The following is a 24,158-nucleotide window of genomic DNA, read 5'->3' as shown; positions in this document are numbered from 1 at the left end:
GAACAAACGAACAGGTCTCCCAACGACGTCCTTCCAAGGACTTGAGAAAGCCACCGCAAGGTGGCTTTTTTTTGTCAGTGAGGGGCCGAAGCGTTGCCTGCTGCATCGACTGCAGCGAGCTCGGGACTGGGGCCACTGTGCAGCCAGTCCACCACCTCGCCCAGCGGCTGGTAACCATGGACCATGTGCTGCAGCTGGCGCCGGATGGCGGTCACGTCCTGGGCCTGCATGGCGCGCTCAAGGGTGGCCAGCCCCGCGCCGAGTTCAGACATCGGAAGCAGCGCTTCCTGCGCACGCAGGATGCGCGCGTGCTCGGTCGGCAGGGGGTTGTCGCCGATCAGTAGCTCTTCGTAGAGCTTCTCGCCCGGGCGCAGACCGGTGACGTGGATTTCAATGTCGCCCCAGGTTTGATCGGCACGCTTCACCTGCAGGCCCGAGAGCTCGATCATGCGTTCGGCCAGATCCATGATGCGCACCGGCTCCCCCATGTCGAGCACGAACACATCGCCTCCCTGGGCCATGGCGCCCGCCTGGAGCACCAGTTGCGCAGCCTCGGGGATGGTCATGAAGAATCGTGTGATGTCGGGGTGGGTGACGGTGATGGGCCCGCCCGCGGCGATCTGCTCGCGAAACAGCGGCACCACCGAGCCACTGGAGCCGAGCACATTGCCAAAACGCACCATGCTGAAGGTGAGGCGATCGCCGAACTGCTCGGCCATGGCCTGCAGCACCAACTCGGCCAGGCGCTTGCTGGCGCCCATGATGTTGGTGGGGCGCACGGCCTTGTCGGTGCTGATGAGCACGAAGTGGCGCACACCGGCCTCCAGTGCGGCGCGGGCCGTTGTCCATGTGCCCCACACGTTGTTGCGCAGGCCTTGTACGGCGTTGTGCTCCACCAGGGGCACATGCTTGTAGGCGGCTGCGTGATAGACGGTGTAGGGCCGCCAGGCGCCGAGGATCTGAGCCATGCGACTGGCATCCTGCACCGACGCCAGCAATGGCACCAGTTCGATGGCGTCGTCCTGGAGGCGGCGCTGCAATTCCTGGTGAATCGCGTAGAGCGCGTATTCGCTTTGTTCGATCAGCAGCAGCGTACGGGGGTGCTGGGCCACGATCTGGCGGCACAGTTCGCTGCCGATGCTGCCACCGGCGCCGGTGACGGCCACCACGCGATCGGCGATCAAACGCGCGAGCAAGGCCGGGTCGGGCGCCACGGGGTCTCGCCCCAGCAGGTCTTCAATGTCCAGTTCACGCAGGTCGTTCAGATCGACGCGACCCGAGGCCAGATCCGATACACCAGGCAGGGTGCGCACGTGCAGCGGCAGGTGGCGCAGTGACTCGATGATGGTGCGTCGACGTTGTGTCGAGGCCGAGGGAAGGGCCAGCAAGACGTCGGTGGCGCCGATCTGCTGGACGAGGGCATCCAGCGCGTCGGGCGCGTAGACGTTGCGCCCGTCGAGGCTGTTGCCCTGCAGTTTCGAATCGTCGTCGATGAAGCCCAGCAGGCGGTGCTCCGGGCTGCGGGCCAGCGCGGCCGCCAACTGCCGCCCCGCGTTGCCGGCGCCATAGATCAGCACGCCGGGCAAGCGGCCACGCGCCAGGAGGTTGCGGTAAAGACCACCGAGCCACAGGCGCACGAACAGCCGACTCCCTGCCACGAACACGAACAGCAGCAGCGGCTGGATGATGCCGACCGAGCGCGGGACCCCCGGGATGCTGATGACGGTGAACACCGTGGCGTAGAACAGCCCGTACAACGCCATCGCCTGGCCCAGGCTGAGCGTGGCGTTCCAGCCCGCATGGCGGAAGATCGCACGGTAGAGGCCGAAGCGAATGAACAGCGGGATGGCAATGAGCACCGAGCCGATCACCGCCCAGAGGTAGGGCGGCTCCAGCCGCAACCACACCTCGAGCCGCAGGTACAGCGCAATCCAGACCGCCAGCACGCAAAGCGCAACGTCGACGGTCACTGCCAGCGCGCGCTTGGCCAGCCGCGGCATGCCGAGCAAGGCGCTCGACAGGGCGTCGTCGTCTGCGGTGTCGGTGGGGGATTGTTTGGGGTTCATGCGCGACCCTCGCCAGGTGCCAGCATGGCGTCGTCCGGCAAATGGACGTGGTAGCCGATAGCGCTGCCGGCCTGCATCCATGCGCGGGCGCCGATCGACGTGCCGCCGGCCATCGTGGCGTTGGCGCCAAGGTGACCGCACGGCCCGACGCGCGCATGGTGATCCACCACGGCGCCCATGTTGACGATGGCCCCGTCGGCCAATACGGCTTCGGTACCGACCGATGCCATGGCCATCACTGCGCAGCCGCTGCCGACGGTGGCGCTGGGGGCTATAAAGGCGCGCGGGTGGACCAGCGTTGCGCAACGCAGGCCAGCCGATCCGGCGCGCGTGAGCAGGGCTTGGCGCGTGGAGTTGTGGCCAATCGCCACGTGAATGTCGGCAATGCCTTTGGCGGGCAGATCGGCCAGCACCGCCGTGCTGCCCAACACCGGCATGCCCATGATCTCGGTGCCGGGTTCGAGGGTGTCATCCAGGAAACCGGCAGGTATGTAGGCGCCCAACTGGCGAACCAGCTCCAGTACGCTGCGGCCATGGCCGCCGGCGCCAACGATCACCAGCGGAAGTGGCTGGTCCATGCGTAAGGGTCTCCTGATTGTGTGTGGCCGGTCAGTGCCGAACGCCGTCGCGCTGCAACACCTTGACCGCCGTCAGCCAGAGGATCCGAAGGTCGAAGGCCAGGCTGCGGCGACGCAAGTATTCCGCATCCAGTGCCACTTTTTGCGGAATCGGCAACTCATCGCGTCCATTGACCTGCGCCCAGCCGGTGAGCCCGGGCACCAGCGCGTGCACGCCCGCCTCTGTGCGCAGGGCGATCAGGTCGTCCTGATTGAACAGCGCCGGGCGCGGGCCGACGAAGCTCATGTCGCCCTTGAGAATGCTCCAGAGCTGGGGCAGCTCATCGAGGCTGGATTTGCGCAGGAAGGGGCCGATCGGTGTGAGCCAGCGGGCTGGATCGGTGAGCAGATGCGTGGCCACCGCCGGCGTGTCGATGCGCATGCTGCGGAACTTGGGCATGCGGAAGATGCGGTTGTGGCGACCGACCCGGTCGCTCCAGTACAGGGCGGGGCCGGGCGACGTGAGGCGAACGGTGAGCGCGATGGCGGTGATGGGAAGCAGCAGAAACAACGCGGCGGGCAACGCCAGCGCGAGGTCGAACAGGCGCTTCATCTGGCAGTCAGCCCGGCGGCGGCGCGGCGCAGGCCTTCGTCGACAGAGATTGGGGGTGTCCAGTCCAGGGTCTGCCGGGTGTGGTCGATGTCGACCTGCAGGTTGCCCAGCAGACGCTGAGCCATATCGCGCTTGCCCACCATCGTGGCCCCCAGTTGCAGCAGCGACGGCGGAGCCGGTAGCAGCCGCGCCGGTTTGCCCATGGCCTGACCCAGCCGGCGCAGCAATCCGGCGGTGGACAGGTCTTCGCCATCGCTGACCAGAAAAGTCTGGTTGGCGGCGGCGGGGTGATCGATGCAGGTGATCAGCAGGTCCACGAGGTTGTCCAGCGCCACAAGGCTGCGGCGATTGTGCGTGACGGCACCTAGCGGCAGGGGCAGGCCTCGCTGCACGGCGCGCATCATGGCGGCGAAGTTGGCCTTGACGCCGGGCCCGTAAACCAGGGGTGGGCGCACGATCACGACCTCCATGCCGGTGGCCGCAGCAATCTCGCGCAAGCCGTCCTCGCCTTCGCGCTTGGAGATGCCATAGGGGTCCTGTGGGGCGGGCGGGTCGTCGTGGTGAAATGGGTGGCCCGGTTCGGTTGCCTCGCCGTTGACCTTGATGCTGCTGACGAAGACGAAGCGGCGCACGCCTGCTGCAGCGGCCTGGTGGGCTAGGTTGAGCGTGCCGGCGGTGTTGACCTCGCGAAAGGCGGTCAGGGGGTCGGCGGCGGGGTCGTCCATGATGTGGACGCGCGCTGCGAGGTGGTACAGGGTGTCAATGCCAGAAAGCAGAGCGCCGTGATCTGCGCGACAGGCCAGTTCGGCCATGGGTGCCGTATGAGTGTTGCGAACCCTTCCGCTACGCCGTGATGCTGACACCACGGTGAGCGTCTGGCGAGAGGTTAAGGCAGAGGCGAGGGCGCTGCCCACCATCCCCGAACCACCCGTAACCAGGACCTTCATGGGTGAACCAGCTCCATCAGCTTGGCCGGGTACTTGGACAGTATCTTGAAGATGTTCGTGCGTATGCCGTTCTCGCGACAGGAACGCAGCACCTCTTGATTTAAACGCCACTTGCTGCGTAACCCGGCATTGCTGACACCACCCGCCTGCATGCGCACGAGTACCTTGGGCAAGTGTCGGTACCGCAGCTGCCCCGGGCCGAAGGCGCGAGCAACGAAATCGAAATCGCCAGCGATGCGGAAGTGCGTGCGAAATCCACCCAACTGGTTGTAAATGCTGCGCCTCATGAACAAGGCTGGATGAGCGGGCATCCAGCCCCAGGCCAGACGGTCGGGGTGAAATCGGTCGGAGCGGTAGCGGCGCACAATCCGCTCGGGTGCCTCGGGTAGGAAGAACGCCACGTCCGCGAACAAGGCGTCCAGCCTATGAGTCGACATTTCGTGTGCCACCTGCGAGAGCACATCAGGTGCGACGTAAGCGTCATCTGCGTTAAGAAAGCAAACGATTTCACCGGTGGCTCTCGCGAGCCCCTTGTTCATGGCGTCGTAGATGCCTTTGTCGGGCTCGCTGACCACCACGGCCAGATGCTGTCGGTAACGTTCAATCACCGCCATCGTGTCATCCCGGGATGCACCATCAATGACGATGTGCTCGACTTCTGGCCAATCCTGTGCGGCAACCGACTGCAGTGCGCGATCAATGGTGGCGGCGCTGTTGAAGCAGACCGTGATGACGGAGATTCGCATGACCAATTACGGACCGGTTTCAGGCAGACCCGGATTCAGCACGCCACCTGTGAGGCAACCCCTCGACGAAAAGAGATGCCGATGCCGGCACCGGGGTACCAGTGGTCAAGTGGCTTCTCGGCGAAGAACAGGAAGCTGCGCTGCTGCTCGGCCGAAAAGCGCGACAGCTTGTCGGTGGCGTGGCTGTTGTCGCCGAGGATTAGGCTTTCTGGAGCAAGTTTGTCCAATATCACCTGGTACTCGCGGTACTCATAGTCGGCGCTGTGGTCGCTGTCGTTGATGAAGATGTCGATCGGTTGGTCGAACTTCTGCAGCGTTTCGATGGAGTCGCCGTACAGCACCTGGCCGAAGCGGGCATAGTCGCCGCTGAGGAGTTTGCCGGCATCCGGTCTGAGCTCAGTGCCGTAGTACCTGCCCTCCTTGCCTTCGCTGGCATTCATCATCAGTGCACTGGTGATGACGCAGGCCCCAACGCCATGGTCAACGCCCGTTTCAATCACGACGCGCGGCTTCAACACCCTGATGAATGCATACCAACCGAGGCGGCGCCCGAACTCCACCCTAATGTCGCGACCGTAGCGGGCAGAGGAGATTCCGCTCTTGATGTGTTCCCGCAGCCGGTCATCACCTTCGAGTTCCGCGAAGTAGCCAAGCACCTGCGTCGGTGTGACTCCGGTGACCGTTGCCACGGTCTGCGCCAGCTGGTCCCGGTTCATCTCGGTGAGTCGGTAGTAGAAGTTGGAGTCCTCGGTATCCAGCCAGGCCCATCGTTTGATGAAGGCGATCTTGTCTGCATAGTGGCTCATGCCGTACTGGCGGCGATAGATGACCCGAGCGATGGGCATCAAGCCGACGGCCGAGATCAGTGACTTCAGGCGAAGCTTTGTTTTGCCTGAAAGATTGCTCAGCATCTTCATCATTGCGGTGTTGCCTCGAATTTGGCTGCGTGGTCGGCACATGCCGGATGGGGCCAGGGCGAGTCCGAATCTCAGTACCGAAGAAGGCGGTGCAGAAGGTCTTTGACCCTCCGAGGCAAATACTTTTGCGCCCAGCGCCGGCTGGCGACTTTCGAGGCGGGTTTGAGTCCGGCGGAAAACCCTGGGTCAATCTTGCGAACGCGTGCGAGTGTTGCCTCCAGTGTCGCTTCATAGGCGCTATAGACGCTTTGAGGCTCGCTGCATTCGCGCGTATAGAACTCGGACAGGCGATCGAAGCCGCCGTTGCTCAACATCTGGAACTGATGAAAGTGGTAGAAGATCAGCGGCGCACCGTCCACAGTGATTTGTCCGTCTCCATCCCACCCAAACTGGTAGCGCGAGTAGTTCCAGGGTGCGATGCCTGCACCAGCATGCATGAGAATGTGGCAAGCACTGTAGCGGGCGGGCCACTCGTCAAGGTACTTCTGGTCCCCCATGCGCCCTTCCTCGAGCCGGTAGTAGCACCACTCGATGCACTGATCGCGCCAACGAGCCAGGCAACTCATGCCTTGCTCGTCGCGGCGAAAGCTTACCCACTCCACGCAGAAGCGGCCGTTGACCTCTCGATCCTTCAGGCGATCGCTGAAGCGGTGTTCGATGATAGCGATGGATGAGTTTCCGATTTCGTCGAACAGTGGTTTTACTGGTGAGTAGAACAGCAGATCGGCATCGACGTAGGTGATGAAGTCGATGTCCAGGTTGTTCTCAAGAACAAAGTGGGGGAGGCAGGGCGAAAGGGTCCAGCAGTACTCTGCAACGCCTCGATCCTTCTTTGCTTCAAGCAGGGCCGCGGTTTCGATCTCGTGAAGGTGGATCAGAGAAACGAAGGACAGGCCCAGGCGAGATAGGATGTCGTGCGTCCGTACATCCATGCACAGCACATGCACGTGGGCACCGGGACAATACCTGGCCAGGCTCTCCAGCATGGCCACGCCTTTGACGAGATAGCCGCCGTCAAACAGCGTGCAGAAATGGTGTGCTTTCAAGGTGTTGTCTTCCTGCAGACATAGGTTCTGACCGCGCTGCCGCGTGATCCGTCCCCCGAACGCTGTTCGTTCAGCGTGTAGGTTGCCAACAAGTGCAGTCCGTTTCGCGCGAGAAGGGCCAGAAACTCGGGTTCATTGAAGTGAATCTCGACCGTCGGGATACCGTAGGCTTCCTTGCGGTACCAGCGCTCGGGCTCTCCCCACACGACCGGAGTGCGATGAAAGACGGTGTAGTGCCTTGCCACGCGTGCCGTCTCTGCCACAGCCTTGTCGTAGTCAGGAATGTGCAACAGGCAGCAGCCGGACACCACAATGTCGAAGGAGGCGTCGGCATGGTGCAAGGCGGTGGCGTCAGCTACCGAAAACACATTGTCCGGATGACGGAGGCGCGCCAGTTCGATGAAGGGTTCGGCGTAGTCGCAACCTTCATAGAGAAGGGGTAGCTTGGCGATGTTTACGACTTCAGCATAGAAGCCGCTGGAGCAGCCCACCTCAAGCAGCGACATGTCGGGTTTGAGGTCGGGCAGTTCCTGCAACGAGCGAACGAAGACATCAAAGACATCAATGGGATCGCCGCGCCGGTACTGCTCCAGTTGAACATCCACCAGTGCCCGTTGCTTGGCCGGCATGCTGTCGTCTTGCCACGCGTTCCGCAGGCGCTGGCCTTCAACGGTGGCCTCTTCGCCCTGAAGCGCGACATAGTGGGTCGACACCGATCGGCCCGGCAGCACTGCGTCACGGACTGTCCGCAGCAAACGCTTTAAGCGTGGCGCGCGATTGAGAAATGAGCGCAGCACAGCCTTCATGTATAGCTCAGATGTCGCTTGAGGATCGGAACCAGTTCTTCCATGCGCCTTGCGTAGGTGTGCTCCTTGAGTGTGCGGGCCTGGCCGGCATCCGCGATGCCGCGCGCTTCTTCCGGGTGTGCTTCGAAATGCCTGACCAGTTCTACGGCCTCTTCTGCGCTCGAATAGGCCACGACCTCGCGCCCCACGTCGAACAGCTCGCCCAGGTTGTCCTTGCGGTCGGTCAGCAGCAAGGCACCGGTGCCCGTGGCCTCGTACAGCCGCATGTTGTTGGCATTGTTCTCCGCCACATTGATGTGACGGTTCAAGGTGATGCGGCTGCGCGCGAGAGCGCGGTACATGTCCAGGCCCCAAACCTCGCCGCCGTGTCGCGCGCGGATGGGCGATGTCGCTGGCAGACTGTCCGCGCCATAGCCGAAAAAGCGGATGTCGGTGTGACGCGCCAGGTGTTCCATCAGGGGGATCGCGCCGCCGTGGTGACGGCTGATGCCTCCCACAAAACTGAAGCCCACGTCGCGCTCGACATTGCCCAGCAACGGCAGAACGCGCTCGTCGAAGCCGATGCGGAAGTATTCGGATTTGACACCCAACGTCTTCAGCCGCGGCACGAAATGCGGGAACGAGGTGAGGATCAGGTCGTAGCCCTTGAGGAAGGATTCGGGTGGCAGAGGACAGGCGATCTGGCCAACCACGAGGCGTACGTGCGAACGAAGTTCTCGCAGGACTTCGCCCGGGAAGAAGGACAGGTCCTGGCAATAAAGCACGTCAGGCCGGAACGCCTTGACCTGGGCAATGGCGACTTCCAGCAGGCCGGGCAGACTGGACAGGAACTTGCCTACCAACGGCAGGCGGAACACGCGGTGCGGTACTTTCAGTGCCAGTTTCGACAGCGGTACCTTGTTCTCCGCGGCCCACGCCTGCTGCAAGGGGACGCAGTTGACGATCAGGTCCTGCGCATCGCAGCCCAACTCGTTCAGGTGACGGCTGTAGAAATCTGACGTTCCGAAGCAGGCGTCAAGCAAGGCGCGGCGCTGAAGGTCTGACGACTGGCTCGAAAGCACTGGCTGATCGGCGTAAAGGCGGGCCAGAAAGGCCGCGTAGTAGGTGTCGACAATCAGGATCTTCATGGAGCGGGCCGGCGTAGGCGCGGGAACAGCGCGAAGAGAGGGAGCCGCAGGGGAATTGTGAGGCGTTGCGGCCAGTTGCTGGCTTCCCACCAGAACGTTGCGAGCGCAGGCAGATACCAGGGTGAGCGGATTGACCAGAGGCGCTCGCGCCACGTGGCGGCCCGCCGCATATTGCCGTATTCGGGCGCGGACAGCACGGCGGCAGCCGAGGCCACCAGCAGTCGCCAACCGCGCGCCCGTACTCGCAGCGACAGTTCGTAGTCGGCCAGATAGTGAGGCAGTGCGCGCGGGCGCATGCCTCCGGCAGCTTTGAGGCTCTCCAAAGGAAACAGCACGCCCCGACCAGACAGCGCATCCACCTCGACGGCCTCGGGCCATGGGCGCCCGGGTTCGCGAACGTCCAGCAGATCCACTGTCCGGATGCGCCAAGCGTCAACGCGAGCGCCGATCGAAAGCAAGCGCTCTGGACGAGCTTCATCCCGAATGACGCTGCCTACGGCGGCTGGGGCATGGGCCCGCGCGACGTTCAGAAGCGTCTGCACGAAATCGTCCGCAACATGGGTGTCGTTGTTCATGAACAGCACCCAATCGCTGGCCGACACTTGACTCATCAGGTGCTTCAAGGCCAGATCGATAGCGCCGCCCCAGAAGAGTGTGCCGTCGCCGTCAAGCACGGTGATGCCTGCTTGCATAGCCAGCCATGCGGCAGTGCCGTCGCTAGACCCATCGTTGACAACCAACAAGTGCAGTGGTTGGTCCACCTGTTGCCGGCGCAGGCACTCTACCAGAGCGCGTGTCATGGCCAGCCGGTTGAACACCGGGATCACGACATGCACGGTCATCTGATCCCCTTGGGATGGAGCACCACCATCAGGCTGTCCCCCTGACCGACGGCATCCAGGGTGCGATTGAGTATTGCGATGGGCAGCAAGACCAGCAAACGCAAAGCGGTTTTGATGCCGGCGGAGCGGCGTGCCTCCTTGCCCTCATCGGCGGCCGCCGGACGTGTGGCCCACAGCGGATGAGGTACGCCGGGCTGGGCCGGTATTCGAGAGGCACGTGCCTGCAGCAGGGTCCAGAGATTCGGCGTAATGGTGCGCGTCGAGTGGACTCGGTACCCACAACGATCAGCCATCCGGGCGAAGCCCGCTCGGTCGAAGTGATGCAGGTGATAGGGAATGTGCCAGTTGATCCAGCGCAGCCCGGCAATGCGACGCCAGACCGACCCAACATTGGGGAAAACCAACACGATACGCCCGCTGTGCGTGAGGCGATCACGCAAGTGCCTTAGGGCGTGGTCAGGCTCGGGCAGATGCTCGATCACCTGGTTGAGCACCACAAGGTCGAAGCGCTGGCCAGGGAAAGGATCGTCATGTAGGCTACCGAAGTGAATGTTCAGGCCGAGCGCGAGCGCAATCGGTCGCACGTTGGGGTCCGCTTCGATGCCGAATGCCTGCGCGCCCAATGCCTGGGCTTCGAGCAGCGAAATGCCGCTGCCGCAACCGATGTCCAGCATCACCTCACCCGGTTGCACCAGATACTGGCCCTGGTTGTTCACGCCCTGCCACCATCGCCGCAGACGCGCGAAAGGCGCTGTCGCGCTCGCGGCTGAGCGCGACACCTGCTCTGGGCTCGTGCCCTTTCGCGGGTAGTAGGTGCCATACAGCACCGGCAGGACAGATTCGTCCAGCCGCGGTGCGGTGGCAAGGTGGCCACATTGCGTACACCGTGCGAGCCGGTACCGATTGGGCTCTCCATATCGGTCGTCGTACACGTGGGCCACGGATTGGAATGTCCTTCCTTCACACACGGGGCATGGCATGGAACACGTCGTCGTGTCATCCATCACTGTGCCTCCCGCGCAAAGAACGTGGTGTTGTAGGCCTTGCTGACCGGCGTGTAGCCCACATTGCGCATCAATTCCGCTATAGGACAATCCGCCAGTTGAAGCATGTCGGTGCGCAGGGTCTCGGCCAATACGAAACGCGGGCGGTAGCGGGTCCAATCATTCGACGCCAGCACATCGTGGTCCAGACCCTCGACATCCACTGAAAGAAAATCGATTGCCTGCCCAGGCGGCAGGTACTCATCCAGCAAGGCGTCTAGCCGCTGGACCTCCACTTCGATTGTTTCTATCAGGTGGTACGGCGCGCGATTCTTTCGCTGCGCTTCAGTTGCGTCGAAGGTGTTGAGCGCCGGCTCATCGAATCGGTGGTAGGTCAGGCGACCGGGGGAGCCCGCCACGCCACACTCGATATTGATATCGCGCGGGCGCAGGCGGTCGAATGGCTTCATCGAACCCGGCTGGGCATCGATATTGATGCCGCGCCAGCCGCGCCGGTAGAACAAATAGGTGTTGGAGAAGCGCGCGGGGTGGTGCGCGCCCACGTCCACGTAGAAGCCAGTGGTCAGTCGCTCGAGCAGACGATCGAGGATCAGATCCTCACCGTCCTGTCCGTAGCTTTTCTGCGGAGTCAGGTCAGGATCGCACAGACCAAGTCGGGTCAATATGGACATCAGGTTCATGTGGGTGGCGTGTCCGTGACCAGGTCGCCTCCGGTAGTGGCGACGCGTGAAAGCTGTCCATTGTCCAGCCGATAGACGCGATCGGCTGGGATCTGCCCGAGATGGTGGGTGACGAACAACATGGAAACCGTTCCCCGCATCGCCATCAGTTCACCCATCACCTCCTGGGCCGTGGCGTCATCGAGTGCACTCGTGACTTCATCGAGAATCAGGAAGGCGGGGTCCCGATACAAAGCCCGGGCGATTCCCAGCCGTTGCTTTTGTCCGCCGGAGAGCTTGCGCCCCCCTTCTCCGATCCAGGTTTGCAGGCCCTGGGGCAGTTCGTTGACAAAGGTCTCCAGTCGCGCGCGAGTGATCGCACGCTGCAGACGCTCCGCATCCGGTGCCGGTTCAAGTGCGATATTGAAGGCGATCGAGCCGTCGAAGGTCGCGATGGTCTGAGGCACGTAACCCAGTCGGGCTGGAAAATGAAGGCTGGTGAAGGGCGAAAATGCCGTCCTGCCCAGGAAGAACCGGCCCGAGTCAGGAGGCATGAGCCCGGCAAGCAGATCCAGCAGAGTCGACTTCCCGGCCCCCGAGGGTCCGACCACTGCCACCACTTCGCCCTGGCCGATACTGATCGTGGCGTCCTGTAGCACCTGCCGATCGCCGTAGTTGAAGCCAATGCCCTCGGCACGATAAGGACCCGGGAAGTCAGCGGCCTGCGCAGTCCGCTGATGCGGGAACTCGCGCAGAGTGACCCGGGTGTCCAGCAGACGCTCCACAAAGGGCAGCGAGTAGCGCATGCCGTTGACAGCCGCCGCGAGGCGCGAGAGCGCCGGGGCCACCCGGACCGCCACCAGGCCGAGTGTGCCGATGATGGGTGCGGAATGGTTGATGTCGGCATCGAGCCATGCGAACCAGATGGCCGCTGCGACGACGCTGCAAAAGAGAACCACCTCGACCGCGACCCGCTGGACCGTGGCGATGGTCTGGTAGTCCGCGGCCAGGCTGGCATGCTGGTCCACCAACGACTGGTTGCGGCGGGAGAACGGAATCTCGATGCCCATGATCTTGATGTCACGAATCGCGTTGGCCATGGCAAAGACAAAGCGATGGCGGGCGAGATCGATGTCTTGCGTCTGGCGCCCGATCCTGGCGACCCGCCGCGACAGGGGCCGAAACACGCCCAGACCGAGTGCCACCGCAAGGGCTACGAGGGAAACGAACACCGCAGGGTTGGTCACCAGCAGGCCGATCAAGACGACCGCGAGCAGAAGGGCTTCATTTAGTGCGGTGGCCATGGACTGGAACAGCAGCGCCGCATGCGTCGTGTTTGAGTAGGAAATGCCTGCAATCTGAACGGGGCTGTGTTTGAGGAACAGCTGATACCGTGAACTCAGGGCGGTATTGATGAGTTCACCACTGCTCTCCCGGTTGATGCGAGCCCCTACAGTCGCCTGGTAACGCACCAAAGCAGCCGTGGCCCAGCCCCGGATCACGAACAGCAGCATCAGCGCAAGGCCTGCAACCAAGACCGACTCGCGATGGTCACGCAACATGTAGGCCATGGGAGCGTCTCCTGCCCACTGCAGGAGGCTCTGGTGAAACGCGGGGTCCGTCACCAGCTTGAGAAACGGGAAAAGCAGTGCAAGACCACCTAGTTCGAGCGCGGACACGGCCAGTCCGGACAAGAACACGCGAAGGACACCGACGCTTCCTAGCAGGGCAACGAAAAAGCCCACCAAGGCGCGTGCCCGCTGCATGCGTGAAGCAGGCGCGCTCACGGAGTCCTCCCCTGGCTGTCCAGTCCGAGGCCGCGCGACATCGTGGTCAGGGCCTTGAGCAGCCCGGCCTGAATGGCGCTCTTGCGCCGCTCGAGCACACCGCCCAGCCAGGCGACAGTTCCCGCCAGGGCAAAACTCACGAGGACGGCCGACAGAGCGCCAAACGGTGTACGCGAGTCCACAGATACCACCATTGCCTGCACTAGCAGCAGGAGGGGGAAATGCGTCACGTAAAGACTGTATGAACAACCGGCCAGTCCTTGCATCCGTGGCCAGGGGAGCTTGACATGGAACAGCATCCACGCGATTCCGACCGACGCTGCCAACTGGACAGCGGGCTCATACAGCGGGGCATTCGCGACCAACGTGTCGCGGGCGGCCACCATCGCCAGTCCGACCACCGCGAGGCCGCAAAGCTGCGCCCTGCGACGATGCAACGCGCGTCCTTCCTCATTCCAGAGGTAGTAGCCAAGGGAGCCGCAGAGCCAGATTGCAGCGTAGAGCGCAAACCCCGGGTTGTGCCTGAATCCACTCCACAGGACCACTGCGAGCGTGGCCACGAGTGCCAATCGCCGCCGGTGACCGGTCATCAGCGCCAATGCGCAGGCGAACACCAAGTACAGTTTCGCCTCGATATACAGGCTCCACAAAGGCCCGTTGATCTCAAGCATGCCTCGTATCATGAATAGCGCGTTCAGTACCTCGCTTCCGTGCAGATGAACAATCTCTCGCGCGGCGTACAGGTCGCCGGGCAGGGACATGGCTCCGCCTCGACCCGGTAGCGCCAGGGTGTCGAGGCTGCCATAGACGGCGATCGACACCCCGACGGCCAGTAGAAACGGAGGGTACAGGCGCGCTATGCGAGCGGTCAGGTATTCACCCATGTCCACGGATCCATTGCGGCGGATGTTCGCTTCCAGCGTATGGGTGATGAGGTATCCGGACAGGACGAAGAAGACAATTACGGCGTATTCGCTCGCTACGGACGACACCCGATGCAGAGGCGTACCCAGTCCCTCGAATCGCAGCAGGTGAATCTGCGCGAGGTGCGCCAGGAGCACCACGAGTGCGGCCAGGCCACGAACCCCCGAGAGCCGATCGATGTGACTGCCACTCATCAGGTGTCTCGGTGCGCCCGCGCGCTCATCAACGCATTGGCCACCTGGAAATCGAAGGCTGTGTCCACGTCAACTGAGCGCTCTCGTGGCATGACGTAGCCCAGCGTTCCTGTTGGCATGAACCCGTGTTCGCGCTGGAAGGTATCGATGCCAATCACGTACACAGCACCGTTGAGGCGATACCACAGCCCAAGATCCTGGCTGCGAATGCCGCGAAACTGCGGCTGCACAAAATGATCCATGCAGCCATCCGCGGGCAGCTGGCCCATCCAGGCAGGCGGGCACTCCGCTTCGCTCACAGTGACGACGGCAGGCGCCTGCCGGGCTTCGTACAGTCCGATTGCCGCCTCAATGTCCGCTGCTACGCGCAACGGCGAAGTGGGTTGCAGCAGCACCAGGCCACGGTACCGCGCAAGTTCATCACCCAGGCGGTCCAGCATGTCAGCGACCACGTCGGCGCTCGAGGTGGTATCGGTCGCCAGCTCGGGCGGTCGCAGCCAGGGGCAGTCCGCACCCGCCTTCAGGGCGATCTCGCGGTAGTAAGGCGAATCGGTGGACACGATGATGCGGCTGACCGAAGCTGCGGCAAGCGCCGCCTTCACCGACCACACGAACAGGGGATGCCCACAAAGCGGTCGGATGTTCTTGTCCGGCAGCCGCTTGCTGCCAGCGCGCGCGGTCACGATCGCCAGATAGCCCGCTGTCATGTGCAGACATCCATGAAGTTTCGCAACATGGTCAGGCCGGCTTCACCGCTTTTCTCCGGATGGAACTGGGTGCCGAACACACGACCCGATTCCGCCAGCGCGGCGAACGGCAGGCCGTCGCACTCTGCAATGCCGGCCGCAAACGTGAAGGTGGAACCGATCACGCCGTAGGAGTGAACGAAGTAGAAACGCGCTCCCTCGAGGCCTTTCAGCAAGCGGGGCGCACTCGGAGAGGCGGTTGCATGCACTGGAGCCCACCCAATATGGGGAAGACGCGCGTCCACAGGCAGGCGAACCACGTCGGCATCGATCAGTCCAAGCCCGGCGTGCTTTCCCATTTCGTTGCTTGAGCGCATCAGCATCTGGAAACCTAGGCATATGCCCAAAAGGGGGCGGCCAGCCAGCACCAATTCGCGCAGTGGCTCGGTCAGGCCATGGGTTGCCAGCCGGCGCATGCCCTCACCGAATGCGCCCACTCCTGGTAACACCAGCGCGTCAGCGGCACGCAGCTTGACCGGATCGCGGGTCAACGTCGCGCTGGCACCCACGTGCTCAAGCGCGTTGATCACACTGCGCACGTTTCCGATGCCGTAGTCGATCACCGCGATCATGCAAACCCCTTCGTGTGCCGAACGGTGTCAGGTAGCACGGACTTGATTTGGTCCACCAAGGCCTTGTTGTAGTGCAGCATCGAGGCGATGGCGATGGCTTGCACGTGAGCGCCGGCATTCAGCTGGCTCAGGTGTTCAAGCTTGCCCGCACCTCCAGAGGCAATGACGGGGATGCGGACGGCTTCCACCACGGCGTGGCACAGGGCGATATCGAAACCGCGCTGCGTGCCCTCCTGATCAACTGAGGTCACGAGCACTTCACCGGCGCCGCGTCGCTCCAGTTCGCGCACCCAGTCGATCACGTCACGCCCTGTCGGCTCGCGCCCGTTGCTCACGTACACCTCCCAGCCTTGGTCTCGGCGTTTGGCCTCTATCGAGGCGACTAGGCATTGGCTGCCGTAGATCGACGCGATACGGTCGACCAGACTCGGCTCCTGCACGAGCGCACTGTTGATGGCGACCTTGTCGGCTCCGGCGGCAAGTGCCACCTCAACGTCGGTGACCGAGCGAATCCCACCACCCATGGTGATGGGCACGAACACAGTGCGGCAGGCTTCGGCGATGGTGTGAAACAAGTTGCTGCGGCCGTAGAGCGCTGCAACCGAATCCATCATGATGATCTCGTCGATGGCCTGCGCATAGTACTTGCGCGCAATCTCCACTGGGTCGCCGATACGGCGCTGGCCTTCAAGGTGGATGCCCTTGATGACCATGCCATTCTTGATGTCCAGCCGGGCAATGATCCGCTGCATGGCGTTCAGATGTCGTTGAACAGCTTCTGGGTTGACGCGCTCCAGAAGTGGGCGTCGCTCAGGGCGGACACGAACATGCCGGCGCTGTTTCCCTTGCCGAAGGAGAGGTCAGGCGCATGCCGCTCCAGATTGTCCCAGGCCGAGTCCATGGCCGCAGTCAGCGCGGATGTCTCACCGGGCACGTTGATGATGCAGGCGGCGTTGGACCGACCGTTCTGGCGCGTCGAAACGTTGATGGCCGGTACGCCAAAGACCGGGCACTCTCGAATGCCCGCGCTGGAGTTCCCCAGGAGGTAACGCGCGTTGCGTAGCATCACCAGAAAGTATTCGACGCGCATCGAAGGCAGCAGCTTGATGCGTCGCTGATTCCTGAAGCGCTCCCAGGCGCTGAAGATCAACTCGCAACCCTCGTCGTTGTTCGGATAGATGACCACATGGTCACGTCCGCTGGCAAGAACCGCGTCGGCGATCCCTTGAGCCGAGCGCTGCGTGTCCTCGAGGTCGGTCGTGACGGGGTGGAACAGCACGACGCCGTGATCCTGAAACGGAATGTCGTAGTAGCGTTTGACCTCGGCGATGTCGGGCAGCGACGGCGACATCATCAGATCTATGTCAGGGGACCCGATCACATGGATGGTCTCTGGACGCTCACCGAGTTGAAGCAGGCGACGCGATGCTTCGTCGTTGGCGACGAAGTGGATATGGGACATCTTGGTTACGGCATGGCGGATCAGTTCGTCCACCGTGCCCGAAACCTCGCCGCCTTCCACATGCGCCACCAGGATGTTGCGCAGCGCACCGACGATCGCGCCAGCCAGCGCTTCTACGCGATCGCCATGGACGACGATCAAGTCGGGGCGAAACTCGGTCAGGTACCTCGACAGGCCCTCGATGGTGGATGCGAGCACACGTTCCATGGGCTCGCCGACCACTTGGTTGTGATAGACGTACACGCTGCGCGTGCCGTCGCGCAACCGGTGCTCCGGGAGCACGCGGTATACCTCGTCAAGCGTGTAACCGTAGCGGGACAAGGTATGCATCCCCGTGATGAACACCGCGGTCTCGAAGCCTTCAGCCGCATCGACGGCCTGAATGAGTGGCTTGAGCTTGCCGAAGTCGGCACGTGTACCAGTAATGAATAGCACCTTGCGGGTCATGCGACGCCCTCCTGCGCAAGCAGATTGCGGATACGCAGTGAAAGTCCAGGTTTGTCGGTCGGGAGCTTGCTGTCCCCGTACAGGAGCGCATGGAGCCGGGCCAAGCCTTCGAGGACCAGATTTCGATCGTCACCGCTCGATACCGGCATCTCGCCGAGCACTGCACGCGCTGGCGGCAAAGCGTCGAATCCTTGTTCAATCATGCACGAAACGATGCGTCCGGCGTCTCGTGCAGACTGCCAATGGACCAGGTCCATGGCATGGGAGATCCTGGGAAGCCGATTCATGACCCGCGATGCCAAGCGATGAATCGGTCCGGCCGTCTGGCCGAGCTCGAAGCGCCCGAAGCGGTCCGACGCTCTCACGGTACAGGTCACGAAGTTGTAGGCCATCCAGCGGAACCCGTTGATGGCATTCTTCAGCGACCATCCATCGGACAATGCACGGTCGATGTTGCCGAAATACTCGCTGGCCGATCGCCCCGTGTAGTGCACATCTGCTGGATACGACGGCAATCGGGCATCGTAGGTGACGACCGGAATACCCAGGATCAGGGCTTCCAGCGCTGTGACGGACCACCCCGTGAGCAGGGCGTCCGTATCCTCCAGCAGCTCGTACAGCGGTACGCCCTCCGATGGCCAGTTCACATGAACGTTGGGCGGTACGCTGGCCAGCAGGTCCTCAAGCATGAAGGACTGTTCGGAACGGAAGTTCTCACGCTTGTTGGGGAAATCTCGCGGGTGCACGCGAATCACCAGAAACACGTCCGGCCTGTCCCGCGCCCATTCGATGGTGGCACGTACCCAGTCGGCCTGGGTTTCGAACACGTCACTGAAAACCTTGCTTTGCGGGAATGCGGAAATCAGCAGCGCTGCGTAGGCCTCGTCGTAGCTGGACAAGGTCATGAGCAGCACCTTCTGGTCATGACGGATATGCCAGCGTTGCCGCAAGTCGCGGCTTTCGCTGTAGGGGGCAGAGAACACCGCGAAATGCTGGCCAGACAGGAGCTGCTCGAAATGCCCGATGACTGCCGCCACACCGCTGGCCGACACCGGATTCAGACTCGATTGCTTCCAGTAAGTCAGTGCCGGATTGACCAGCCGATGAACCTTCCAGTCCCACACGCGCATGGAACTCAACCTGTCTGACAGATTGGTCCCGCTTTCCATGAACATGACCTTCACGCCACGCGCAATGGCGTACTGCATGCACGAGTTGATGTTCGAGTACTGGGGGCTGAAGGCAAAGACGACATCGACCGAATGTCGGTCCAGGTAGCGCGAGAAAGCCTCCAGCGTGCGCAGCGCGTTGGCCAGGTACACTTGGTACTGTTGCCACTGGACAGGGGTGAGCTCGCTGCTCATCTTCTTGTGCGCCAGCGTGAACTCGTAGAGCGCAATTCGACCAACGTCGACCCCCAGGTATCGCGTGTCCAGGGAGCCGTGTGTCACAGCATCGGCTGCGATCGCATCGAGCCGCGCTTTGTCGTTTGGGACGAGATGGTTCTCGAGTTCGTCGATGGGAAATCGGTACACGAAACCAATAGCATCCTTGTTCGCCCGGCATTCAGAGCAGATGCGTGCGACGTCTTCCGGGCTGCAACCCGGGGCGTGCCGGCGCGCCGTCATGGGTGCGCAGTAAGTCTGCGCCTTGCCGCAGGTCAGGTAATTGACGCTGTGGCCCTGCGCCGCGAGAGAGCGGGCGATGAAGGCCTCGGGCGCGGTGTGTGGCCACAGGGCGGCGTGCGGGTTAAAGAAAAGAAGATTCACGGTCAGTTCAGCGCGCGTTGCAACCAGGCGCTGATGGACGAAAGTGTGCGCTGCGCCTGTTGCTCGATGAGCCCGACACTTTGGAGGCTTTCGGCCCGCCTTTCAGGTAGCGCGGCCAGATCCGAGCTTGCTGCATCCTGCAGCCGAACGCCGAAACCGTGGTCGCGCACATCCACCAGGCGCTCGGGCAGATCGAGTTCCTCGTACAGGCGTTGCACCTGCGGATAGTTGAGCAAGCCCCGGGTAGGAACGCCCATCCCGATCGGGCAGACGTTGGCGTGAAACCGCATGCCCAGTACCAAGTCGAAGGCCTGGTAGTTGGCGAGAAATTCGTCCAAACCGTTCTGTGTGGGCTCCAGACGGCCGACGGCCACGCGCCTTCGCAGGTAGCTATCGGCAAACCGGGGAAGGAGTTGTGCAATCAGGGAGACGTCGCGCCAGATGTGGGGCATTAGTACGATGCGCATGTCGGGCTGCTGGTCCAGCAGCCCGCAGCAAGCAGTGGCCAGTTCCTCCAGAAATCCGTCCACATTCAGGCCACCGTCAAATCGCTTGTCCAGCATGTCGCCCGCGATATTGATACCGATGCAGGGACTGCGCCCGCTTGTCGCGGAACGGGGCGGCGCTGCAAAGAAGCCCCCATCCGGCATCGTGGGAATGTGCTGCGCCATGGTCGTGCCAAGTACCTCGTTCAGGGCACGTGTGGAGCCGTCGTTGCGCACGCTCACAAACATGTTGTCGCGATCCAGCACTGTCTCTATGAACGCGCGGAAGCGACCGGCCGAGCGCTCGGTATAGCCTTGACCGGTGTCCACGCCCAATGAGTGAAACAGCGTCGGTACGGTGAGCCGCTGCATCAGATCGGGCGAAATGTCGATCGATGTACCGGTCATCGAATGGTCGACCCACAGCTCGAAGTAGTTCCCGCCTCCGATGATCAGCAGGTCGAAGCTGTTGGCATAGTCAACAAAAGCAGCGTCGAAGGTGCGCTGCTTCCAGTAAAACTCACGGATCTCCAGTTCCGTGAATTCCAGGCGAAAAGGCACGTGCTTGGCCAATAGGCGCCGCGCACCCGCATGGTTGGCGAGGTCGCCGATGTTGCCGACGAAGCTCGCAAGATGGAGCACCCTGATCGGGCGATCAACCGCAGTCATGTGCTGGACTCGATACCGTCCACGTCCGACCAGGCGACCTGCGTGTTGAGTGGCAGGCTGCGCGTAGCCGCCTTGCCGATCAGACGTTCGTAGTCGCGCGCCTTGATCTCGCCGGTGCCCGGGCGCTTGACCCAGATGTTGTCGGCACTGAAGGCCTCGCCTGCGGCGATCGGTCGGGTGGTTACCACGCAGGCGTACGCGAAGTCAATGGTTGGCTGTTCTTCGGCCAGGATACGTTTGGACCCACCCAACGCCTGGTGGATGGCGCGGCTGCCTTTGACCATCTCGGCCAGTTGGACCGGATCAACCGAGATCGGGATGTCCGGCCCGGGCCAGTCGAAGCTGGATGTGAAGTGCTTCTCGAGGATGGACGCGCCCAGCGGTACGGCGCCTAAGCAGGTGTAGGGGCCCAGTGAGTGATCGGACAGGCCGAGCACCGCGTCGGGGAATGCCTCCTGCAGCTCGGCGATCGCACCCAGCCGCACTTTGTCGTATGGCGTGGGGTACATCGAGGTGCAGTGCAGCAGGGCGAACGGCACCCCGGCGGCACGGAAGATATCCACCGCAGGCCGGATACTGTCAATGTCGTTCATGCCGGTCGACAGGATCACCGGCTTGCCGAAGGCCGCCACGTGGCGGATCAGCGGGTAGTTGTTGCACTCGCCCGAACCGATCTTGTACCAGTTGACGTTCAGCATCTCCAACTCGTTGGCGGCGGAGCGCGAGAACGGCGTGCTGAGATAAATGAGGCCTCTGTCCTCGACGTACTGCTTGAGCCGGCGCTCTTCGGCCGGCGTCAGTGCGCACCGTTTCATGATGTCCCAGATGGACTCCTTGGCGTTGCCCGGAATCACGTCGTTGGGGATCATTTCATCCTCGATCACGTGGTACTGGAACTTCACGCATTCGCAGCCTGCCTGGCGCGCGTCGTCCACCATCTGGATCGCCTTGTCGTAGTTGCCCTCGTGGTTGATGCCGATCTCGGCGATCACCAGCGGGGGATGGGCAGCGCCGATCCTGCGGCCCTGGATCTGGAATTCGGGGGTCTGGGTCATGGTCAGCTCACCACGTGTTTGAGTTGCCACTGGCCGTCCACCTTGTGCCAGAGGTGAGGCGAGCGGTAGCGGTCGACCGTCTCGTGGAACTCGGCCTCGCTGATGCCGATGTACTCGAGGAAGTCGGGGAAGTACTTTGCCGGGAACTCCTGGTCGAACTTGCGCACCAGATTGACGCCCTCTTCGCGGGTGATCTTGCCGTTGCGGATTTCCTGCGCGGCGTCGTAGGAGGCGCGTCCCAGGCCGAACTTCGCCAGCGTCGTGTAGTAGTGGAACGGGTCGATACGGTCGTCGATGCTGCTGTACTTGGAGTAGGTGCCTTCGGTGCGCTCCGGGTTAGCCTGGAAGCCGGTGTGCTCGACCGCGTAGTAGTAGCACTCCTGCGGATCCCATTTGAGGTAGTAGCCGAGGTAGTGCACCTCGATGCCGGCCTGCTCCAGCGTTTCGCGCTGCGGCGGGATGTAGGGCGCGAAATCGCCCATGGCGTACCCATGCTCGGCCATGATGTCTCGCATGGTGACACCGCCAAACTTCATGTCCAGTGGGTCGCCTGTCGAGAAGAACGCTGGATCCATGGTAGGGCGCTGGTTGTCGTCGACGTTGTTACCGTACTCGGCCTGGTTCTCTCCGTACATCACCAGCGGTACGCCGAAGCGAGCCGCCATGGCTGGGCCGATGATGCGCTGGCCGATGATGAACGGTTGGAACGGATGCAGCAGGTTTAGAAAGGCCAGCCGCGTCAGCAGCCGATGCAGCTTTCCGTTGGGCGTGTAAAGGATGTTGTCCAGTCCGCCAATGTGCATCCAGTTGGTGAAATTCTTCCAACCTATGTCGGTGTAGAGGTGTGGCGCCCAGGTGACGGTCAGAGGGTTCATTCCGTACCTTGCCTTGAGGATATGGGCCGTGTAGGCGCTGTCCTTACCGCCACTGCCTGGCACGATCACGTCATAGCGACCGTCGTTGCGGCGAAAGCGGGATAGCAGTTCCACCAAGCGATCCTCGCGCAGCTTCCAATCAATATTGCTTTCCTTCTCGCGTGCATAGGCGCAGGCCGAGCACAGCCCATCCTTGAAAGAAATCGTTGACTTCCTCTCGCCCTTGCGACTGCCGAATTCCACAGTGGAGCTGGGCCTTTGATTGGAAATGACGCAGTTGGAGCAGAACTCCACTTGGGGAGGGAGGCCGTAGTACGCTTCGGTGCTCATGTCGATCTGGGGTCTGGATTGTGGTTGATCCTGGCGAGGCAGGCTGTCAGCGCGACATGCGCCCAATGATTGAGCAAACCGACTCGATATCCCGGCGATTGTGGCCGTTGGAGATTGGCAAGCTCAGCTCCGTGCCATGCAGTTCGTCCGCCACCGCATAGTCGCCGCTCAGGATGCCGCGCATGGCCTCCTGACGGTGCGGTGGGATGGGGTAGTGGATCTCGGTTTTGACGCCATGCTCGAGTAGGTGCTGTCGCAGGGCGTCCCGTTTCCGGCATCGGATGCCAAAAATGTGAAACACGTCGTGTTCGTCGGCGCGCTGCACGGGCTTGTCCACCCAGTCGGGCAGTCTATCGAAGTAGATCTGCGCCAGCGCGCGCTTGTGCGAGGTCATGGCATCGAGATGGCGCAGCTTCACGCGCAACAGTGCGGCCTGCATCTCGTGCAGGCGTGAGTTCACCCCCACATACTTGAAGACGTATTTGCGCTCGGAACCGTAGTTTCGCGTCATGCGAAGCCGCTCGGCAAGCGAGTCGTCGTTAGTAACAATGGCGCCGCCTTCGCCGATGGCACCCAGGTTCTTGGTGGGATAAAAGCTGAAGCAGCCGGCGTCACCAAATGTGCCTGTGGTCTGACCGCCCAGGCGGGCACCGTGGGACTGGGCGCAATCCTCGATCAGGCTCAGTCCATGCTCTCGGGCAAATGCACCAATGGCATCCATGCGGCATGCCTTGCCGAACAGGTGCGTGACGCAGATGGCCCGGGTGTGGGGTGTGATGGCCGCTGCCAGGCGGCTTGGATCCATGTTGAAGGTCTCGAGCTCGGGCTCGACCAGCACTGGCCGATGGCCTGCGCGAACGATGGCGATGATGGTGGCGATGTAAGTGTTGGAGGCGACCAATATGTCGCTGCGAGCAGGGAGGTCCAGCGCCTCGATGGACAGGATGAGCGCGTCCAGTCCGTTGGCCACGCCGATGCAGTGACGTGCTCCCACCCAGGCAGCGAACTCCTCTTCGAACGCATTCACTTCGTTACCCAGCACATACCAGCCCGAGCGCAGGACGCGCGATGCGGCGGCCTCCAGCTCGCTCATGAAGGCAGCGTTGGATCGGGCCAGACTTTCGTACTCGATCACGACACTCTCCGGTCGTAGGGGTCGTCGATATAGTCACTGCGGTTGTAGGGATGCGACGACATCACCAACAGCACCGAGCCCGGGCCAAATGTCATGGTGTGCCAGTCCTTGGGCTCCACCAGCAGGCAGCGCGACGGGTGATCCAGCGCGATGTGCTCTTCGGTGATTCCGTCGTTCATATAGATGACGACCGTGCCGGCGACAGCGATGAGCGCCTGGCGGGTTTGGTGGTGACGGTGTCCGCCCCGAACCTGCCCGTCCGCACCACTGATCCAGTAGGTACGCACCGGCGCAAACGGCAGTGAGTTCTCCATCACCGTGAGCGACCCTCTCGGGTCGCTGAACGTCGGCAGCTCGATCAGGCTGAAGTGGGCCATG

24 protein-coding genes are annotated in these 24,158 nt (G+C 62.4%); all 24 read right to left on the bottom strand.

The annotated features are described in order from the left end of the window. Positions 1–74: 74 nt before the first annotated feature. Positions 75–2,066, bottom strand: coding sequence for a nucleoside-diphosphate sugar epimerase/dehydratase (locus KF871_RS17430; protein ID WP_291145492.1), 1,992 nt, complete (start codon positions 2,064–2,066; stop codon positions 75–77). Further along, on the bottom strand, positions 2,063–2,644 hold the full coding sequence (locus KF871_RS17425; RefSeq protein WP_291145489.1) for an acetyltransferase: 582 nt from the start codon (positions 2,642–2,644) through the stop codon (positions 2,063–2,065). Before KF871_RS17425 ends, KF871_RS17430 begins: the two co-directional genes overlap by 4 nt. Positions 2,645–2,675: 31 nt before the next feature. Next, the gene (locus KF871_RS17420) at positions 2,676–3,236 is read right to left on the bottom strand and encodes a sugar transferase (RefSeq protein WP_291145486.1); all 561 of its coding nucleotides are present in this window, start codon (positions 3,234–3,236) and stop codon (positions 2,676–2,678) included. Continuing rightward, complete coding sequence (locus tag KF871_RS17415) at positions 3,233–4,183, bottom strand: SDR family oxidoreductase (protein WP_291145483.1); 951 nt, start codon at positions 4,181–4,183, stop codon at positions 3,233–3,235. The genes KF871_RS17420 and KF871_RS17415 overlap by 4 nt, the downstream gene beginning before the upstream one ends. Next, positions 4,180–4,929: a glycosyltransferase family 2 protein gene (locus tag KF871_RS17410; protein ID WP_291145480.1), complete on the bottom strand. Its 750-nt coding sequence runs from the start codon at positions 4,927–4,929 to the stop codon at positions 4,180–4,182. Before KF871_RS17410 ends, KF871_RS17415 begins: the two co-directional genes overlap by 4 nt. Positions 4,930–4,964: 35 nt before the next feature. Further along, complete coding sequence (locus KF871_RS17405; protein ID WP_291145477.1) at positions 4,965–5,849, bottom strand: class I SAM-dependent methyltransferase; 885 nt, start codon at positions 5,847–5,849, stop codon at positions 4,965–4,967. Between the two features lie 68 nt (positions 5,850–5,917). After that, positions 5,918–6,892 (bottom strand): hypothetical protein, encoded by a 975-nt coding sequence (locus tag KF871_RS17400; protein ID WP_291145474.1) that lies wholly within the window; start codon positions 6,890–6,892, stop codon positions 5,918–5,920. Further along, entirely contained in the window at positions 6,889–7,698 is an 810-nt protein-coding gene (locus tag KF871_RS17395; protein WP_291145471.1) for a class I SAM-dependent methyltransferase, read from the bottom strand. Before KF871_RS17395 ends, KF871_RS17400 begins: the two co-directional genes overlap by 4 nt. Beyond that, a complete protein-coding gene (locus KF871_RS17390; RefSeq protein ID WP_291145468.1) occupies positions 7,695–8,825 on the bottom strand; it encodes a glycosyltransferase in 1,131 nt (376 codons plus the stop codon). The genes KF871_RS17395 and KF871_RS17390 overlap by 4 nt, the downstream gene beginning before the upstream one ends. Next, the gene (locus tag KF871_RS17385) at positions 8,822–9,667 is read right to left on the bottom strand and encodes a glycosyltransferase family 2 protein (RefSeq protein WP_291145465.1); all 846 of its coding nucleotides are present in this window, start codon (positions 9,665–9,667) and stop codon (positions 8,822–8,824) included. The genes KF871_RS17390 and KF871_RS17385 overlap by 4 nt, the downstream gene beginning before the upstream one ends. Beyond that, entirely contained in the window at positions 9,664–10,608 is a 945-nt protein-coding gene (locus KF871_RS17380; RefSeq protein ID WP_291145463.1) for a class I SAM-dependent methyltransferase, read from the bottom strand. Before KF871_RS17380 ends, KF871_RS17385 begins: the two co-directional genes overlap by 4 nt. Positions 10,609–10,670: 62 nt before the next feature. After that, entirely contained in the window at positions 10,671–11,351 is a 681-nt protein-coding gene (locus KF871_RS17375; RefSeq protein ID WP_291145460.1) for an FkbM family methyltransferase, read from the bottom strand. Continuing rightward, positions 11,348–13,117, bottom strand: a complete 1,770-nt coding sequence (locus KF871_RS17370) for an ABC transporter ATP-binding protein (RefSeq protein WP_291145457.1) — start codon at positions 13,115–13,117, stop codon at positions 11,348–11,350. The genes KF871_RS17375 and KF871_RS17370 overlap by 4 nt, the downstream gene beginning before the upstream one ends. Further along, positions 13,114–14,235 carry an acyltransferase gene (locus tag KF871_RS17365; protein WP_291145454.1) on the bottom strand — a complete coding sequence of 374 codons (1,122 nt, stop codon included), beginning with the start codon at positions 14,233–14,235 and terminating at the stop codon, positions 13,114–13,116. Before KF871_RS17365 ends, KF871_RS17370 begins: the two co-directional genes overlap by 4 nt. Next, positions 14,235–14,918: an acylneuraminate cytidylyltransferase family protein gene (locus KF871_RS17360; protein WP_291145452.1), complete on the bottom strand. Its 684-nt coding sequence runs from the start codon at positions 14,916–14,918 to the stop codon at positions 14,235–14,237. Before KF871_RS17360 ends, KF871_RS17365 begins: the two co-directional genes overlap by 1 nt. 20 nt (positions 14,919–14,938) lie before the next feature. Beyond that, positions 14,939–15,553 (bottom strand): imidazole glycerol phosphate synthase subunit HisH, encoded by a 615-nt coding sequence (gene hisH, locus KF871_RS17355; protein WP_291145450.1) that lies wholly within the window; start codon positions 15,551–15,553, stop codon positions 14,939–14,941. Next, the gene (gene hisF, locus KF871_RS17350) at positions 15,550–16,305 is read right to left on the bottom strand and encodes an imidazole glycerol phosphate synthase subunit HisF (protein WP_291145447.1); all 756 of its coding nucleotides are present in this window, start codon (positions 16,303–16,305) and stop codon (positions 15,550–15,552) included. Before hisF ends, hisH begins: the two co-directional genes overlap by 4 nt. A 5-nt stretch (positions 16,306–16,310) precedes the next feature. Beyond that, positions 16,311–17,462 carry a UDP-N-acetylglucosamine 2-epimerase gene (gene neuC, locus KF871_RS17345; RefSeq protein ID WP_291145446.1) on the bottom strand — a complete coding sequence of 384 codons (1,152 nt, stop codon included), beginning with the start codon at positions 17,460–17,462 and terminating at the stop codon, positions 16,311–16,313. Next, positions 17,459–19,231 (bottom strand): hypothetical protein, encoded by a 1,773-nt coding sequence (locus tag KF871_RS17340; protein WP_291145443.1) that lies wholly within the window; start codon positions 19,229–19,231, stop codon positions 17,459–17,461. The genes neuC and KF871_RS17340 overlap by 4 nt, the downstream gene beginning before the upstream one ends. 2 nt (positions 19,232–19,233) lie before the next feature. Beyond that, entirely contained in the window at positions 19,234–20,385 is a 1,152-nt protein-coding gene (locus KF871_RS17335) for a polysaccharide pyruvyl transferase family protein (RefSeq protein ID WP_291145440.1), read from the bottom strand. After that, positions 20,382–21,440 carry an N-acetylneuraminate synthase family protein gene (locus tag KF871_RS17330; protein ID WP_291145437.1) on the bottom strand — a complete coding sequence of 353 codons (1,059 nt, stop codon included), beginning with the start codon at positions 21,438–21,440 and terminating at the stop codon, positions 20,382–20,384. The genes KF871_RS17335 and KF871_RS17330 overlap by 4 nt, the downstream gene beginning before the upstream one ends. A 2-nt stretch (positions 21,441–21,442) precedes the next feature. Beyond that, positions 21,443–22,645 (bottom strand): N-acetyl sugar amidotransferase, encoded by a 1,203-nt coding sequence (locus KF871_RS17325; protein WP_291145434.1) that lies wholly within the window; start codon positions 22,643–22,645, stop codon positions 21,443–21,445. A gap of 46 nt (positions 22,646–22,691) precedes the next feature. Further along, on the bottom strand, positions 22,692–23,780 hold the full coding sequence (locus KF871_RS17320; protein ID WP_291145431.1) for a DegT/DnrJ/EryC1/StrS aminotransferase family protein: 1,089 nt from the start codon (positions 23,778–23,780) through the stop codon (positions 22,692–22,694). Then, complete coding sequence (locus KF871_RS17315) at positions 23,777–24,157, bottom strand: FdtA/QdtA family cupin domain-containing protein (protein ID WP_291145428.1); 381 nt, start codon at positions 24,155–24,157, stop codon at positions 23,777–23,779. The genes KF871_RS17320 and KF871_RS17315 overlap by 4 nt, the downstream gene beginning before the upstream one ends. Position 24,158: the final 1 nt, after the last annotated feature.

Source organism: Hydrogenophaga sp. (genome assembly GCF_019635465.1).
Classification (GTDB): domain Bacteria; phylum Pseudomonadota; class Gammaproteobacteria; order Burkholderiales; family Burkholderiaceae_C; genus Hydrogenophaga.
The sequence above is the reverse complement of the archived record's forward strand: the minus strand, read 5'-3'. Positions and strand labels throughout refer to the sequence as shown.